Origin of the sequence: Streptomyces sp. NPDC012508, assembly GCF_042902595.1 — a bacterium.
Classification (GTDB): domain Bacteria; phylum Actinomycetota; class Actinomycetes; order Streptomycetales; family Streptomycetaceae; genus Streptomyces.
The window spans coordinates 21,850-38,697 of record NZ_JBIBEO010000017.1; the positions used below are offsets into that span (position 1 = coordinate 21,850).

A 16,848-nucleotide genomic window follows, 5' to 3' on the forward strand; every position below is an offset into this window, starting at 1 on the left:
ACGGTCCCGCCTGCTGGGAGTCACGCTGATGGCGAATGAAGAAAAGCTGCTCGATCACCTGAAGTTCGTCACGGGTGAGCTCCGGCAGGCGCACCAGCGACTGCGCGAACAGGAGGAGCGGGATTCCGAGCCCATCGCCATCGTGGCCATGGCCTGCCGGTTCCCCGGCGGCGTCCGTACCCCGGAACAGCTGTGGGAGCTGGTCACCGAGGGCCGCGACGCGATCGGCCCCTTCCCGGCCGACCGGGGCTGGGACCTCGACGCCCTGCGCGACCCCGACCCCGAGCGGCCCGGCGGCAGCTACGCCCACGAGGGCGGATTCCTGCCCGACGCGGCCGAGTTCGACGCCGGGCTCTTCGAGATCTCGCCGCGCGAGGCCGTCGCCATGGACCCGCAGCAGCGGCTGCTCCTGGAGACCTCCTGGGAGGCGTTCGAGCGCGCGGGCATCGACCCGAAGTCGCTGCGCGGCAGCCGGGTCGGCGTGTTCGCCGCCACCAACGGGCAGGACTACGCCACCGCGCTCGCCGCCGACCCGGCGGCAGCCGAGGGCTACCTCGCCACCGGGGCCGTCGCGAGCGTGCTGTCCGGCCGTCTCTCCTACGTCTTCGGCCTCGAAGGCCCCGCCCTCACCGTGGACACCGCGTGCTCGGCGTCCCTGGTGGCGCTGCACCTCGCGGTGCAGTCGCTGCGCAGGGGCGAGTGCACCATGGCCCTGGCGGGCGGTGTCACGGTGATGGCCACACCTGCCGCCTTCGTCGAGTTCAGCCGCCAGCGAGGGCTGGCGGCCGACGGACGCTGCAAGGCGTTCGGCGACGGTGCCGACGGCACCGGCTGGGGCGAGGGCGTCGGCGTGCTGCTCGTGGAGCGGCTCTCGGACGCCGTGCGCAACGGCCACGACGTGCTGGCCGTGGTACGGGGCTCGGCCGTCAACCAGGACGGCGCGTCCAACGGTCTGACCGCCCCCAACGGCCCCTCCCAGCAGCGGGTCATCCGCGACGCGCTGGCCTCGGCGGGGCTGACACCCTCCGACGTGGACCTGGTCGAGGCGCACGGTACGGGTACACGGCTGGGTGACCCGATCGAGGCGCAGGCGCTGCTCGCCACCTACGGCAGGAACCGTCTGGCGGACAGCCCGCTGTGGCTGGGGTCGGTGAAGTCCAACATCGGGCACACCCAGGCCGCGGCCGGTGTGGCCGGCGTCATCAAGGCGGTCATGGCGCTGCGGCACGGCGTGCTGCCCCGCACCCTGCACGCCGACGAGCCCACCCGGCAGGTGGACTGGTCGGCCGGTGCCGTCCGGCTGCTCGCCGAGAACCGACCCTGGTCCGGCCCCGGCCGGACCCGCCGCGCCGCCGTCTCCTCCTTCGGAGTGAGCGGCACCAACGCGCACACGGTTCTGGAACAGGCCCCCGAACCCGGCCCCGGCTCCGAGGAGGCCCCGGCCGCGCCGTCGCCCACGGCCGCCGAACCGCCTCTGATCCCGCTCCCGCTCTCCGCCCGCACCCCGCACGCCCTGCGCGAGCAGGCGGCCGGTCTCCGCGCGCACCTCACCGAGCAGCCCGAGGCACGTCTGGCCGACCTCGGCTATTCGCTGGCCACGACGCGCGCGTCGCTTGCCTCGCGGGCCGTGGTGCTGGCGGCGGGGCGTGACGACGCGCTGCGTGCCCTCACCGGGCTCGCCGAGGGCACCGTGCCGCCGGAGGCGGAGTCCGGCATGGCGGCCCCTGGCCGTACTGCGTTCCTGTTCTCGGGTCAGGGTGCGCAGCGGGTCGGTATGGGCCGTGAGCTGTACGACGCCTTCCCGGTGTTCGCCGACGCCTTCGACGCCGTCTGTGCGCGGGTGGACCTCGAACGGCCCCTGCGGGACGTCGTGTTCGGTGAGGATGCCGAGCTGCTGGCGCGTACGGCGTACACGCAGCCGGCTCTGTTCGCGGTCGAGGTGGCACTTTTCCGCCTGGTGGAGTCCTGGGGTGTCACCCCGGACGTGCTGGTCGGGCATTCGATCGGTGAGCTTGCTGCCGCGCATGTGGCCGGGGTGCTGTCCCTGGACGACGCGTGCCGTCTTGTCTCGGCGCGTGGTCGGTTGATGGACGCGCTGCCGTCGGGCGGTGCGATGCTCGCCGTGGAGGCGGCCGAGGGTGAGCTTGAGCTGCCCGAGGGCGTAGACCTCGCAGCGGTCAACGGGCCCACCTCCTTGACCGTTTCCGGTGACGCGGACGCGATCGACGCGCTGGAGGAGCGGCTCCGCTCGGAGAGCGTACGGGTGAAGCGGCTGACCGTCTCCCACGCGTTCCACTCGCACCTGATGGAGCCGATGCAGGCCGAGTTCGCGGCCGTCGCGGAATCGCTGACGTACGAGGCGCCGACGATCCCGGTCCTCACCACGGCGCCCGGCGACCTGGCGACCCCGGACTACTGGGTCGCCCAGATCCGCGAGCCCGTCCGCTTCGCCGACGCCGTACGCCGCGCCCACGAGTCCGGTGCCACCCGATTCCTCGAACTCGGCCCCGACGGCACCCTTTCCGCCCTCGTCCCGCACATCGCCGAGGACGCGACCGCCGTCCCCACCCTGCGCTCCGGCCGGGACGAGGCCGCGTCGCTGCTGCACGGCATCGCGCGTGCCCACGTGCACGGCACCCCCGTCGACTGGTCGGCGCCGCTCGCCGCGGCGGGCGCCTGGCGCGTGGAGCTGCCCACGTACCCCTTCGAGCGGCAGGCGTACTGGCCGAGCGCCCGGATCGGTTCCGGGGACCTGACGTCCGTCGGGCTCGGCGCGGCCGGTCCCCCGCTGCTGGGCGCCGCCGTGTCGCTGGCCGCCGGCGGAGGAGTCCTGCTCACCGGGCGGCTCACCGCCGCCACGCACGGCTGGCTCACCGACCACACGATCCACGGCAGTGTGCTCGTCCCGGGCACCGCGCTCGTCGAACTCGCCTGGCAGGCCGGGGAGTACGTCGGCTGCGGGACCGTGGAGGACCTCACCCTCGCCGTACCGCTCGTGCTGCCCGCACAGGGCGGTGTGCAGATCCAGGTCAGTGCCGGGGCGGAGAACGAGGACGGCACCCGCCGCCTGGAGATCCACTCGCGTCTCGACGGCGAGGAGGAGTGGACCGGCAACGCCTTCGGCGTACTCGCCGCCTCCGCCGCCGACCCGGCCGGAGCGACGCAGGTGTGGCCGCCGGAGGCCGAGCCGGTGGACCTCGATGGCTTCTACGGACGGGCCGCCGCGGCCGGTTTCGCCTACGGCCCCGTCTTCCAGGGCCTGAAGGCCGCCTGGCGGGCGGGCGACGAGCTGTACGCCGAGGTGGAGCTGCCCGACATCGCCCACCGCGAGGCGGGCCGCTGCGGACTGCACCCCGCCCTGCTCGACGCGGCACTGCACCTGACCGGCCTCGACCCGGAGCGGGCCGGGCTGCCCTTCGCGTGGGAGGGCGCCACCCTGCACGCGACCGGCGCCACCAGCGCCCGGGTCCACCTGGCACCCGCCGGGGCGGACGCCTGGACGCTGCGGATCAGCGACCCCGCGGGCGGACCCGTCGCCACCGTCGAGTCGCTCACCCTGCGGGCCGCGACCGCCGTCGGCCCGCGCCACGACGACGCGTTGTTCACCCTCGACTGGACGACCGTACCCACGCCGGACCGGCGGGGCTCGCTCGCCACGGCCGCCGACGGACTCGGCATCTTCCTGGCCGGGTTCTCCGGCGCGGCACCCGACGTCGTCGCGTGGCCCCTGGCCGACGCCGACACCGAAACCGCCGTCACCGAGGTCCTGGCCGGCCTCCAGTCGTGGCTGGCCGACGAACGGTTCGCCGCGTCCCGTCTGGTGCTGGTCACACGCTCCGCCGTGGCCGCCGCGACCGGTGACGACGTCACCGGTCTGTCCGGCGCGGCCGCCGGCGGACTCGTTCGCTCCGCGCAGGCCGAGCACCCCGACCGGTTCGTGCTGCTCGACACCGACACCACCCCCGACGACGGCCTGCTCGCCGTGCTCGCGTACGCCGACGAACCCTGGCTCGCGCTGCGCAACGGCACCCTGCTCGCCCCCCGGCTGGCCCGCGCGTCGGCGTCCGGCACCCTCGCCGTGCCCGACACGGACGCGTGGCGGCTCACCGCCGACCGCGCCTCCGGTTCCCTGCGCGACCTGGCCCTCACCCCCGCGCCCGAGACGACCGCGGAACTGGCTCCGGGAGAGGTGCGGATCGCGGTCCGCGCGGCCGGCGTGAACTTCCGCGACGTGCTGATCGCACTCGGGCAGTACCCGGATCCCACGGCGATGATGGGGTCGGAGGGCGCGGGCATCGTGGTCGAGGTCGGCTCCGACGTGACGGACCTCGCGCCGGGTGACCGCGTCTTCGGCCTGTTCGCGGGCGGCTTCGGGCCGCTGGCGGTGGTGGACCGGCGGATGGTGGCGCCGGTGCCGCAGGAGTGGACCTTGACGGACGCGGCCACGGTGCCGATGGCCTTCCTGACGGCGTACTACGCGCTGGTGGACCTGGCGGGACTTGCACCCGGCGAGTCGGTGCTGATCCACGCCGCCGCCGGCGGCGTGGGGATGGCTGCCGTGCAGATCGCGCGGCACCTGGGCGCGGAAGCGTACGGAACGGCCTCGCCCGCGAAGTGGGCGGCGACCGGCCTGGACGCCGCACATCTCGCCTCCTCGCGTGACCTGGGCTTCGAGGCGGCCTTCGCCGAGCGCACCGCAGGGCGCGGTGTCGACGTCGTCCTCAACGCGCTGGCCGCCGAGTTCATCGACGCCTCGGCGCGGCTCCTCGCCCCCGGCGGCCGTTTCGTGGAGATGGGCAAGGCGGACCTGCGCGACCCGGACTCGTTCGGCGACCGCACCTACCGCGCCTTCGACCTCGGCGAGGCGGGACCGGACCGGCTCCAGGAGATGCTGCGGGAGGTCCTGGAGCTGTTCCGCACGGGCCGGCTCACGCTGCTGCCCGCGCGGACCTGGGACGTCCGGCAGGCGGCAGAGGTCTTCCGGTACGTCGGCGCGGGCCGGCACGTCGGCAAGAACGTCCTGACGCTGCCGCGCGCCCTCGACCCGGACGGCACGGTCCTGATCACCGGCGGCACCGGTGTGCTCGGGCAGCGACTGGCCCGCCACCTGGTCGAGCAGCGGGGCGTACGGCACCTGATGCTCGTGAGCCGGAGCGGACCCGCCGCGCCCGGCGCCCAGGAACTCGCCGAGGAACTGGGCGCGCTCGGCGCCCAGATACGGATCGCGGCGTGCGACATCACCGACCGGGAGGCGCTGGCCGCGCTCCTGGCCACCCTCCCCGCCCAGCACCCGCTCACCGGTGTCGTGCATGCGGCCGGAGTCGCCGACGACGGTGTCGTCGAGGCGCTGACGCCCGAGCGAATCACCGGCGTACTGCGCCCCAAGGCCCGCGCCGCGCTCAACCTGCACGAGCTGACCGCCGGCCACGACCTGGCCCTGTTCACCCTCTACGCCTCGGCGTCCTCGGCCTTCGGCTCCCCGGGCCAGGCCAACTACGCCGCCGCCAACGCCTTCCTGGAGGCGCTGGCCCAGCACCGCCGTACCCGTGGACTCGCCGCGACCGCGCTTGGCTGGGGCCTGTGGGCGGAGGAGAGCGCCATCAGCGGCGGCCTCGACACCACCGGTGTCGCCCGCGCGACCCGCGTCGGCGGCGCGCTCGCCACCGACGAGGGGCTCGCCCTCTTCGACGCCGCCCACGACACGGGTCTGCCGTACCTGCTCCCGCTGCGCTTCGACCTGTCCACCGCCCGGACGCTGCGGCCCGTGCCCGCGCTGCTCCGAGGCCTGGTGCGCGCGCCCGCGCGCCGCATCGCCGGTACGGTCACCGGCGGGTCGGGGCTCGCCGAACGACTCGCCGCGCTCCCCGCCGCCGAACAGCACCGCCTGCTCACCGGCCTCGTCCGCGCCGAGGCCGCCGCCGTCCTCGGGCACGCCGGCGTGGACTCGGTCGCCCCGGACCGGGTGTTCAAGGAACTCGGCTTCGACTCACTGACCTCCGTCGAACTGCGCAACCGCGTCAACGCGGCCACCGGACTGCGCCTGCCCGCCGGCCTCGTCTTCGACTTCCCCACCCCGGCCGCCCTCGCCGCCCACCTGCGGGAGCTGCTCGCCGGCGGCGGGACCGCCACCGTCACCACGGCCGCGGCCCCCGCCGACGAGCCCATCGCCGTCGTCGGTATGGCCTGCCGCTTCCCCGGCGGCGTGCGCTCGCCCGAGGACCTGTGGCGGCTGGTCTCCGAAGGCGGCGACGCCACCGGGCCGTTCCCCACCGACCGCGGCTGGGCACTGGAGACGCTGTACGACCCGGACCCCGACCGCGTCGGCACCACCTACGCCCGCGCCGGCGGATTCCTCTCCGACGCCGCCGAGTTCGACGCCGGCCTCTTCGACATCTCGCCGCGCGAGGCGCTGGCGATGGACCCCCAGCAGCGACTCCTCCTGGAGACCTCCTGGGAGACCTTCGAGCACGCGGGCATCGACCCGCACGTGCTGCGCGGCAGCCAGGCAGGCGTCTTCGTCGGCGCCGCCTCGTCCGGCTACGGAGTGGGCGTACGTCTGCCCGAGGGCGTCGAGGGCCACTTCCTCACCGGCAGCTCCACCAGCGTCGCCTCCGGGCGCCTGGCGTACACGTACGGCCTCGAGGGCCCGGCCGTCACCGTCGACACGGCGTGCTCGTCGTCGCTCGTCGCCCTGCACCTCGCCGTGCAGTCGCTGCGCAACGGCGAGTGCACCATGGCGCTGGCCGGCGGCGTGAGCCTGATGGCGACACCGGCGATCTTCACCGAGTTCTCCCGCCAGCGAGGCCTGTCCGCCGACGGACGGTGCAAGTCGTTCTCGGCGGACGCGGACGGCACCGGCTGGTCCGAGGGCGTCGGCATGCTGCTCGTGGAGCGGCTCTCCGACGCCGTGCGCAACGGACACCAGGTGCTGGCCGTGGTGCGCGGCTCGGCCGTCAACCAGGACGGCGCGTCCAACGGGCTCACCGCGCCCAACGGTCCCGCGCAGCAGCGGGTGATCCGGGCCGCGCTTGCATCGGCGGGTCTCGAGCCCACCGACGTGGACGCGGTCGAGGCGCACGGCACGGGCACGAAGCTCGGCGACCCGATCGAGGCCGGGGCGCTGCTGGCGACGTACGGGCAGGACCGCGACGAGCCCCTGTACCTGGGGTCGGTGAAGTCCAACATCGGACACACCCAGGCCGCCGCGGGCGTCGGCGGCATCATCAAGACGATCGAGGCGCTGCGCCACGGCGTGTTGCCCCGGACGCTGCACGTGGACGAGCCGACGCCGCACGTGGACTGGTCGGCCGGGAGCATGGCGCTGCTGACCGAGGCACGCCCCTGGCCGTCGGCCGGGCGGCCCCGGCGCGCGGGAGTCTCCTCGTTCGGCGTGAGCGGCACCAACGCGCACGTCATCATCGAGCAGGCGCCCGACCGGCCTGACTCGTCCGCACCGCCCGCCGTGTCCGGACCCGCGCACCCGGTGCTGGTGAGGGTGTCCGCGCGATCCGTACCCGCACTCAGGGACCAGGCGGCCCGACTGCTCGACCTGCTGGAGCGCGACGAGACCCTGCGCCCCGTCGACCTGGCCCACTCCCTGGCCGTGTCCCGGCCCGCCCTGGAGCACCGCGCCACGCTGGTGGCCGCCGACCGCGCGGAACTCTTCGCGGAGCTGACAGCGCTGTCCGCGGGCGAGGCGCCGACGGGCGCCGTACGCGGTGGCCGTGCGGCCTTCCTCTTCTCGGGTCAGGGTGCGCAGCGGGTCGGTATGGGGCGCGAGCTGTACGAGGCGTTCCCGGTGTTCGCCGAGGCGTTCGACGCCGTCTGTGCGCGGGTGGACCTCGAACAGCCGCTGCGGAACGTTGTGTTCGGCGAGGACGCGGAGCTTCTGGCCCGGACGGTCCATGCGCAGGCGGGGTTGTTCGCGGTCGAGGTGGCGTTGTTCCGGCTGGTGGAGTCCTGGGGTGTGACTCCGGACGTCCTGGTGGGGCATTCGATCGGTGAGCTTGCTGCCGCGCATGTGGCCGGGGTGCTGTCTCTGGACGACGCGTGTGCTCTCGTCTCGGCGCGTGGTCGGTTGATGGATGCGCTGCCGTCGGGCGGCGCGATGCTGGCCGTCGAAGCCGCCGAGGGTGAGCTTGAGCTGCCCGAGGGTGTGGACCTCGCGGCGGTCAACGGGCCGACGTCGGTGACGGTTTCCGGTGACGCCGATGCGATCGCGGTACTGGAGGAGCGGCTGCGCTCCGAGGGCGTACGGGTGAAACGGCTCACCGTTTCCCACGCGTTCCACTCGCGTCTGATGGAGCCGATGCTCGACGAGTTCGCGACCGTCGCGGAATCGCTGACGTACCACTCTCCGACGATCCCCGTCGTCACCACGGCGCCGGGCGACCTGGCGACCGCGGAGTACTGGGTCCGTCAGATCCGTGAGCCCGTCCGCTTCGCCGACGCGGTCGCCTCCCTCACCGACACCCGGACCTTCCTCGAACTCGGCCCCGACGGCATCCTTTCCGCCCTCGTCCCGCACATCGCCGAGGACGCGACCGCCGTCGCCGCGCTGCGCTCCGGGCACGACGAGGCCGCGAGCCTGCTGCGCGCCGTCGCCCGCCTGCACAGCCACGGCGCACCCCTCGAACTCACCCGCCTCACTGCTGGCGGCCGACTGGTCCAGCTGCCCTCGTACGCCTTCCAGCGCGAGCGTTACTGGCTCGACGCCACGCCCGCGCGGGCCACGAGCGAGGCGACCGGCGAGGCCGAGGAGCGGTTCTGGGGCGCCGTCGACGCGGCCGACCGGGGCGCGGTGGCCGCCGCGCTCGACCTGGACGACGACGACACGGGCCTCGACACCGTGCTGCCCGCCCTCACCGCCTGGCGCCGGGAGAGCCGTAAGCGCTCCGTGGTGGACTCCTGGCGGTACCGCACCGCCTGGACGCCGCTGGAGAGCGGGCCCGAGACCGCGCTCACCGGCACCTGGCTGCTCGTCGGCGAACCCCACCCCGACGTCGCCGACGCGCTGCGCGCCGCCGGCGCCGACGTCGCCGAGTGCGCGCCCTCCGACGTCCGTCCCGAGCTGCTCCTCGCCGACGACCTGGCCGGAGTCCTGGCCCTGCGTCCCGACCCGGCCGGCCTGCTCGCCCTCCTCCATGCCCTCGACCGGGCCGGCGGCACCGTGCGCTGCTGGGCCGCCACCCGGGGCGCCGTCACCACCGGGCGACTCGACCCGCTCACCGACCCCGCCGCCGCCCAGACATGGGGTCTTGGCCGGGTCGCCGCGCTGGAACACCCCGACCGCTGGGGCGGACTCCTCGACCTTCCCGAGACGCTGGACCGCCGGACGGGCGCCCGGCTGGCCGCCGTCCTGGCTGGCATCGGCGTCGAGGACCAGCTCGCGATCCGCGACACAGGAGTCTTCGCGCGCCGTCTGCGCCACGCTGCGCCCGAGCCCGCCGCCGCGCCCTGGCGGCCGGACGGCACCGTCCTCATCACCGGTGGCACCGGTGCCCTCGGCTCCCACCTCGCCCGTACGCTCGCCGCGCGCGGCACCCCGCACCTGATCCTGACCAGCCGCCGGGGGCCCGACGCCCCCGGCGCGGCCGAACTCGTGGAGGAGCTGGCCCGGTCCGGCGCGACCGCCTCGGTGGTGGCCTGCGACGCCGCCGACCGTGACGCGCTGGCCGCTGTGCTCGCCGACGTACCCGCGGCCCACCCGCTCACCGCGGTGGTGCACGCGGCGGGCGTCAGCGACGACATCGCCCTCACGGAGCTGACCGAGGAGCGCCTCGGCGCCGTGCTGCGCGCCAAGGCCGACGCCGCGGACGTCCTCGACGAGCTCACCGCCGAACTCGGTTCGCTCACCGCGTTCGTCACCTACGCGTCCATCGCCGGCGTCTGGGGCAGCGGCGGGCAGGCCGCGTACGCCGCGGCCAACGCCCATCTCGACGCGCTGGCCGAGCGCCGGCGCGCCGCCGGGCTGCCCGCCACCTCGGTGGCCTGGGGCCCCTGGGCCGAGGCTGGCATGGCCGCGAGCGACGAGGCGGTCGCCCACCTGCGCCGTCGCGGGCTGCGACCGCTCGACCCCGAGCTGGCCGTCACCGCCCTGGACCGGGCCGTCGCCTCCGGTGACGCGTGCGTGACCGTCGCCGACGTGGAGTGGGAGCGGTTCGCCGCCACCTTCACCGCCACCCGGCCGAGCCCGCTGCTGACGGAGCTTCCCGAGGTGGGGGACACCGCCACCACCCCCGCGCCCGCGGCCGGTGCGGCACTGCGCGACCGGCTCGCCGCGCTGCCCGCCGCCGAGCGCGAGCGGGTCCTGCTCGACCTCGTGACCACGACCGTCGCCGGCGTCCTGGGCCACCGTGACCGCGCCGCCGTCGACCCGTCGGCAGCCTTCCGCGACCTCGGTCTCGACTCGCTGACCGCCGTCGAACTGCGCGACCGGCTCGCCGCGGCCACCGGCCTGCCGCTGCCCGCCGCCCTGGCCTTCGACCACCCCACCGCCCTGCTGATCGCCGCCCATGTCCGTGGCGAGCTCCTCGGCGGCACGGACACGGCACCGGTCCACCGCTCCGGGACCCTCACCACCGACGAGCCCCTCGCCATCGTCGCCATGGGCACCCGGCTGCCCGGCGGCGTGCGCTCGCCCGAGGACCTGTGGCAGCTCGTCGCCCAGGGAGGCGACGGCATCTCCGGCTTCCCGACCGACCGCGGCTGGCAGCTGGACGGCCTCGGCCACACGACCGAGGGCGGGTTCCTGTACGACGCCGCCGAGTTCGACGCCGAACTCTTCGGTATCTCGCCGCGCGAGGCGCTCGCCATGGACCCGCAGCAGCGGCTGCTCCTCGAGACCTCGTGGGAGACGTTCGAACGGGCCGGCATCGACCCGACCTCGCTGCGCGGCAGCAACGCGGGCGTCTTCGTCGGCGCCTCCCACAGCGGATACGGCACCGGCACCACCCCGCCCGAGGAGGTCGGCGGGCACCTGCTCACCGGCACCTCCAACAGCGTGCTGTCCGGACGCCTCGCGTACACGTACGGGCTGGAGGGCCCGGCGCTCACCGTGGACACCGCCTGCTCGTCGTCGCTGGTCGCGCTGCACCTGGCCGCGCGGGCACTGCGCACCGGCGAGTGCGACCTGGCCGTGGTGGGTGGCGTCGCCGTCATGCCCACACAGGCGGGCTTCAGCGAGTTCGCCAAGCAGGACGGCCTCGCGGCCGACGGACGGTGCAAGTCCTTCGCGTCCGCCGCCGACGGCACGGGCTGGTCCGAGGGCGTCGCGGTCCTCCTGGTGGAGCGGCTCTCCGACGCCGAGCGGAACGGCCACGAGGTCCTGGCTCTGGTGCGCGGCTCGGCCGTCAACCAGGACGGCGCGTCCAACGGCCTCACCGCGCCCAACGGCCCCGCGCAGCAGCGGGTGATCCGGGCCGCGCTGGCATCGGCGGGTCTCGAGCCCTCCGACGTGGACGCGGTTGAGGCACACGGTACGGGAACACGGCTGGGCGACCCGATCGAGGCGCAGGCGCTCCTCGCCACGTACGGACAGGACCGGGACTCGGAACGTCCCCTGTGGCTCGGCTCGTTGAAGTCCAACATCGGGCACACCCAGGCCGCCGCCGGCCTGGCCGGCGTCGTCAAGATGGTCATGGCGCTGCGCCACTCCGAACTGCCCCGCACCCTGCACGTGGACGAGCCGACGCCACACGTGGACTGGTCGGCCGGCACGGTCGCCCTGCTCACCGAGCACAGCCCCTGGCCGCGGGCGGACCGGCCGCGCCGGGCGGGTGTGTCGTCGTTCGGGATCAGCGGCACCAACGCACACGTCGTCATCGAACAGGCGCCGGACACGGAGCCCGACACGGAGCCGGACACCGAGCCCGACACGGTGCCGGGCGGGCTGCCCGCGCCGGTCGCCGTCCCGCCGGTGCTCGCCTGGCCCGTGTCCGGCCGGACTGCCGACGCACTGCGCGCTCAGGCGGCCCGGCTGCGTGAGGCACTCGACGAGCGTCCCGAGGCGGACCTCATCGGCCACGCCCGCGCCCTGGCCGCCGGCCGGGCGGCCCTCGACCAGCGTGCCGTCGTGGTCGGCTCCGGCCGGGACGACCTCCTCGCGGGCCTCACCGCCCTCGCCGAGGACCGCACGGCCCCGTCCGTCGTCCGAGGCACGAACGCCTTCGGCCGTGCCGCCTTCCTGTTCTCGGGCCAGGGTGCCCAGCGGGTCGGGATGGGGCGTGAGCTGTACGACGCGTTCCCGGTGTTCGCGGACGCGTTCGACGCGGTGTGTGCGCGGGTGGACCTCGAACGGCCGCTGCGTGAGGTGGTGTTCGAGGACGGCGAGGCGCTGGATCGTACCGTCCACGCCCAGGCCGGTCTGTTCGCCTTCCAGGTGGCGCTGTTCCGTCTGGTGGAGTCCTGGGGTGTGACCCCGGACGTGATGGTGGGCCACTCGATCGGTGAGCTGGCCGCCGCGCACGTGGCCGGAGTGCTGTCCCTGGACGACGCGTGCCGTCTGGTGTCGGCGCGTGGCCGTTTGATGGATGCGCTGCCGTCGGGCGGCGCGATGCTGGCCGTGGAGGCTGCTGAGGGTGAGCTTGAGCTGCCCGAGGGTGTGGACCTTGCGGCGGTCAACGGGCCGACTTCGGTGACGGTGTCCGGTGACGCGGACGCGATCGGTGCGCTGGAGGAGCGGCTCCGGGCGGAGAACGTACGGGTGAAGCGGCTGGCCGTCTCCCACGCGTTCCACTCGCGTCTGATGGAGCCGATGCAGGCCGAGTTCGCGACGGTCGCGGAGTCGTTGACGTACCACGCTCCGACCATTCCGGTCGTCACCACGGCGCCGGGCGACATGGCGACCCCGGACTACTGGGTCGGCCAGATCCGCGAGCCCGTCCGCTTCGCCGACGCCGTACGCCAGGCCCACGACGCCGGCGCCGACGTCTTCCTGGAGCTGGGCCCCGACGGCACCCTCACCGGGGCCACCCTGCGCTGCCTCGACGGGCGTCCCGTCGCGGCCACGCCCGCACAGCGCGCCGAGAGCTCCGAGCCCGAGGCACTGGTGCGCGCCGTGTCGGCGCTGCACGTCCACGGCGTGTCCGTGGACCTGTCCGCCCTCGTACCCGCCGGTGCCGTACGGGCCGACGGCCTGCCCACCTATGCGTTCCAGCGGCGTCGCTTCTGGATCGACCCCGCCCCGCAGCCCGCTGCCGGGGCCGACGCGGTGGAGAGCCGATTCTGGGAGGCCATCGAGCGGCAGGACGCCGCCGAGGTCGCCCGGACCCTCGGCCTCGACGCCGACACCCTCGACGCCGTCCTGCCCGCGATGTCCGCCTGGCGCGGCGGGCGGCGCGAGCGGGCCGTGCTCGACTCGTGGCGCTATCGCGCCGTCTGGCAGCCGCTGCCCGAGCGCACCGCCCTGCCCACCGGCACCTGGCTGATCCTCACCGCCGACGGCGCGGTCCCCGACGACCTCGCCGAAGCGTTCTCAGGCCGTCTCATCGGCGCCCGGTTCGACGCCGTACTCGAGTCCTTCACCGATGTCGCGGGAGTGGTGTGCCTTCCGTCGGCACCGGACGACCTGCTGCCTCTCTTCCGTGCCGAACTTCCCGCCCCGCTGTGGGTACTGACGCGCGGCAGCGTCGCGGTGGGCCGGGCCGACCGGCTCACCGACCCCTCGGGCGCCCTGCTGTGGGGTCTGGGCCGTGTCGCCGCCCTCGAACGTCCCCGCGGCTGGGCCGGGCTGATCGACCTGCCCGCCACGCTGGACCGGCGTGCCGCCGCCCGGCTCCTCGCCGTCCTCACCCACGCATCGGGCGAGGACCAGGTGGCGATACGGGAATCCGGCGTGCTGGCCCGGCGGCTGCGCCGGGCCCCGCTGACCGACTCCGCGTCCGGCTCCGTGTCCGGCTCCGTGTCCGGCTCCGTGTCCGGCGCCACGTCCGGCCCCACGTCCGCCTCGGTGTCCGGCTCCCCGTCCGGCCCCGCGTCCGGTTCCGTGTCCGGCTCCACCGGGCCCTGGCGGCCGTCGGGGACCGTGCTGGTCACCGGCGGTACCGGCGGGCTCGGCGCCCGCGTTGCCCACTGGCTGGCCGACCGCGGGGCCCGCGACCTGGTGCTGATGAGCCGCCGCGGACCCGAGGCGCCGGGCGCGGCCGACCTGGTCGCCGCCCTCGCGGAGCGCGGCGTACGGGCCGAGGTCGTCGCCTGCGACGTCGCCGACCGCGACTCCCTGGCCGCACTGCTGGCCGCGCACCCCGTCACGGCGGTGTTCCACACCGCGGGAGTGAACGGGACGCAGCCGCTGGAGACAGTCACCGGCGAGGAGTTCGCCGAGGTCCTCCGGGCCAAGGTGGCGGGCGCGACCCATCTGCACGAACTGCTCGCCGACACCGACCTGGACGCGTTCGTGCTGTTCTCGTCGATCGCCGGGGTGTGGGGGAGCGGCGGCCAGCCCGCGTACGCGGCGGCCAACGCCTACCTGGACGCCCTGGCCGAACACCGCCACGGCCTGGGACTGCCCGCCACCTCCGTGGCCTGGGGCCCCTGGGCCGACTCCGGCATGCTCGTGGACGCCGAGGCCGAAGAGGCCCTGCGCCGCCGCGGCTTGAACGCCCTGAACCCCGACCGCGCGCTGGCCGCGCTCGGGGACGCCGTCGACGCGGGCGACACCTGCGTCACCGTCGCGGACGTCGACTGGAGCCGCTTCGGCGCCGCCTTCACCAGCGGGCGCCCGAGCCCGCTCCTCGAGGAGTTCGTCGCGGCGGCCGACCAGGAGACCGCCACCGGCGCCGCGACCGAGTTCGCCACCCGGCTGCAGGCCGCGCCGCCCGCCGAACGGATCCGGCAGCTGACCGACCTGGTCCGTGCCGAGGCCGCCGCCGCGCTCGGCCACCGGTCCGCCGAGGACGTCGCCGCGCAGCGGGCGTTCGCCGATCTGGGCTTCGACTCGCTGACCTCCGTCGAGCTCCGTAACCGCGTCAACGCGGCCACCGGACTGCGGCTGCCCGCCGGCATCGCCTTCGACCACCCCACGGCCGCCTCCCTCGCCGCCCGGCTCGCCGAGCTGCTCGGCGAGCCCGCCGACCCGGCACCGTTCGCGCGCGAAGCCCGCGGCATGGTCGCCGCCGGCGACGACCCGGTGGTCATCGTGTCCATGGCCTGCCGCTTCCCCGGCGGGGTGATCGACCCCGAGACCATGTGGAAGCTGGTCACCGAGGAACGCGACGCGGTCCGGGCCTTCCCCACGGACCGGGGCTGGGACCTGGAAGCGCTCGCCGCCGGGGACGGCCCCGGCACTTCGTACGTCGACGAAGGAGCCTTCCTCGACGACGTGGGCCGCTTCGACGCCGCCCTGTTCGGCATCTCGCCCCGCGAGGCGCTGGCGATGGACCCCCAGCAGCGGCTCCTCCTGGAGACCTCCTGGGAGACCCTGGAGCGCGCCGGCATCGACCCGCACGCGCTGCGCGGCAGCCGCACCGGCGTCTTCGCCGGCACCAACGGCCAGGACTACACCCGGCTCACCCTCGCCGACTCCGGCGAACTGGAGGGTCACGTAGCCACCGGCGGCTCCGCGAGCATCCTGTCAGGCCGCGTCGCCTACGCCTTCGGGCTCGAGGGCCCGGCGGTGACCGTGGACACCGCGTGCTCGTCGTCGCTGGTCGCCCTGCACCTGGCCGCGCAGTCGCTGCGCAACGGCGAATGCGACCTCGCGCTGGCCGGCGGTGTGACCGTCATGGCCACCCCCGGCGCCTTCGTGGAGTTCAGCCGGCAGCAGGGGCTGGCCGCCGACGGCCGCTGCAAGCCCTTCTCCGACGCTGCCGACGGCACCGGCTGGGGCGAAGGGATCGGCCTGCTGCTGGTGGAGCGGCTGTCCGACGCACGCCGCCACGGCCACCCGGTACTCGCCGTGGTCGCCGGCTCCGCGACGAACTCGGACGGCGCGTCCAACGGTCTCACCGCCCCGAACGGCCCGTCGCAGCAGCGGGTCATCCGCGCCGCGCTGGCCTCGGCCGGACTGGAGCCGGCGGACGTGGACGCGGTGGAGGCCCACGGCACGGGCACCAGGCTCGGCGACCCGATCGAGGCGGAGGCGCTGCTGGCCACGTACGGCCAGGGCCGGGACGCCGACCGGCCGCTGTACCTGGGGTCGGTGAAGTCCAACATCGGGCACACCCAGGCCGCTTCGGGCGTCGCGGGCGTCATCAAGATGGTCGAGGCGATGCGCCACGACCTGCTGCCCGCGTCCCTGCACGCCGACCGTCCCGCGTCGAGCGTCGACTGGTCGACCGGAGCGGTGGAACTGCTCGACCGCCCCCGGCCGTGGTTCCGGTCCGGACGACCGCGCCGGGCGGGCGTCTCGTCGTTCGGCATCAGCGGCACCAACGCCCACGTCGTCCTGGCAGAGCCGCCCGCCCCGGAGGAGCCGGAGCAGGCCGAGGCCGCCGCGGCCCCGCAGCCGGAGCCGACCGTCGTGCCGTGGCCGTTGTCCGGGCACACCGCCGATGCGCTGGCCGCGCAGGCAGGCCGACTGCTCGGGGCGCCGGACGCACGCCCGGCGGACATCGGCCACACCCTGGCGACCGGCCGGGCCGCGCTCGTCCACCGCGCTGTAGTGCTGGCGCACGACCCGGAACAGGCGGCGCACGCGCTGACCGCCCTCGCCGAGGGCCGCCCGGACCCGGCGGTCGTCCGGGGCACGGCACGCGAGGGCCGGACCGGATTCCTGTTCAGTGGTCAGGGTGCGCAGTACGCCGGTATGGCGAGCGAGCTGTATGAGGCGTTCCCGGTGTTCGCGGACGCGTTCGACGCGGTGTGTACGCGGGTGGACCTCGAACTGCCTCTGCGGGACGTCGTGTTCGG

At 75.0% G+C, this 16,848-nt stretch carries 1 protein-coding gene; it reads left to right on the forward strand.

Translation table 11 applies throughout. From position 1 onward, the window contains the following. Positions 1–25 precede the first annotated feature (25 nt). The coding region (locus tag ACFY8U_RS35710) for a type I polyketide synthase (RefSeq protein ID WP_389576278.1) at positions 26–16,848 on the forward strand (16,823 nt) is incomplete at its 3' end.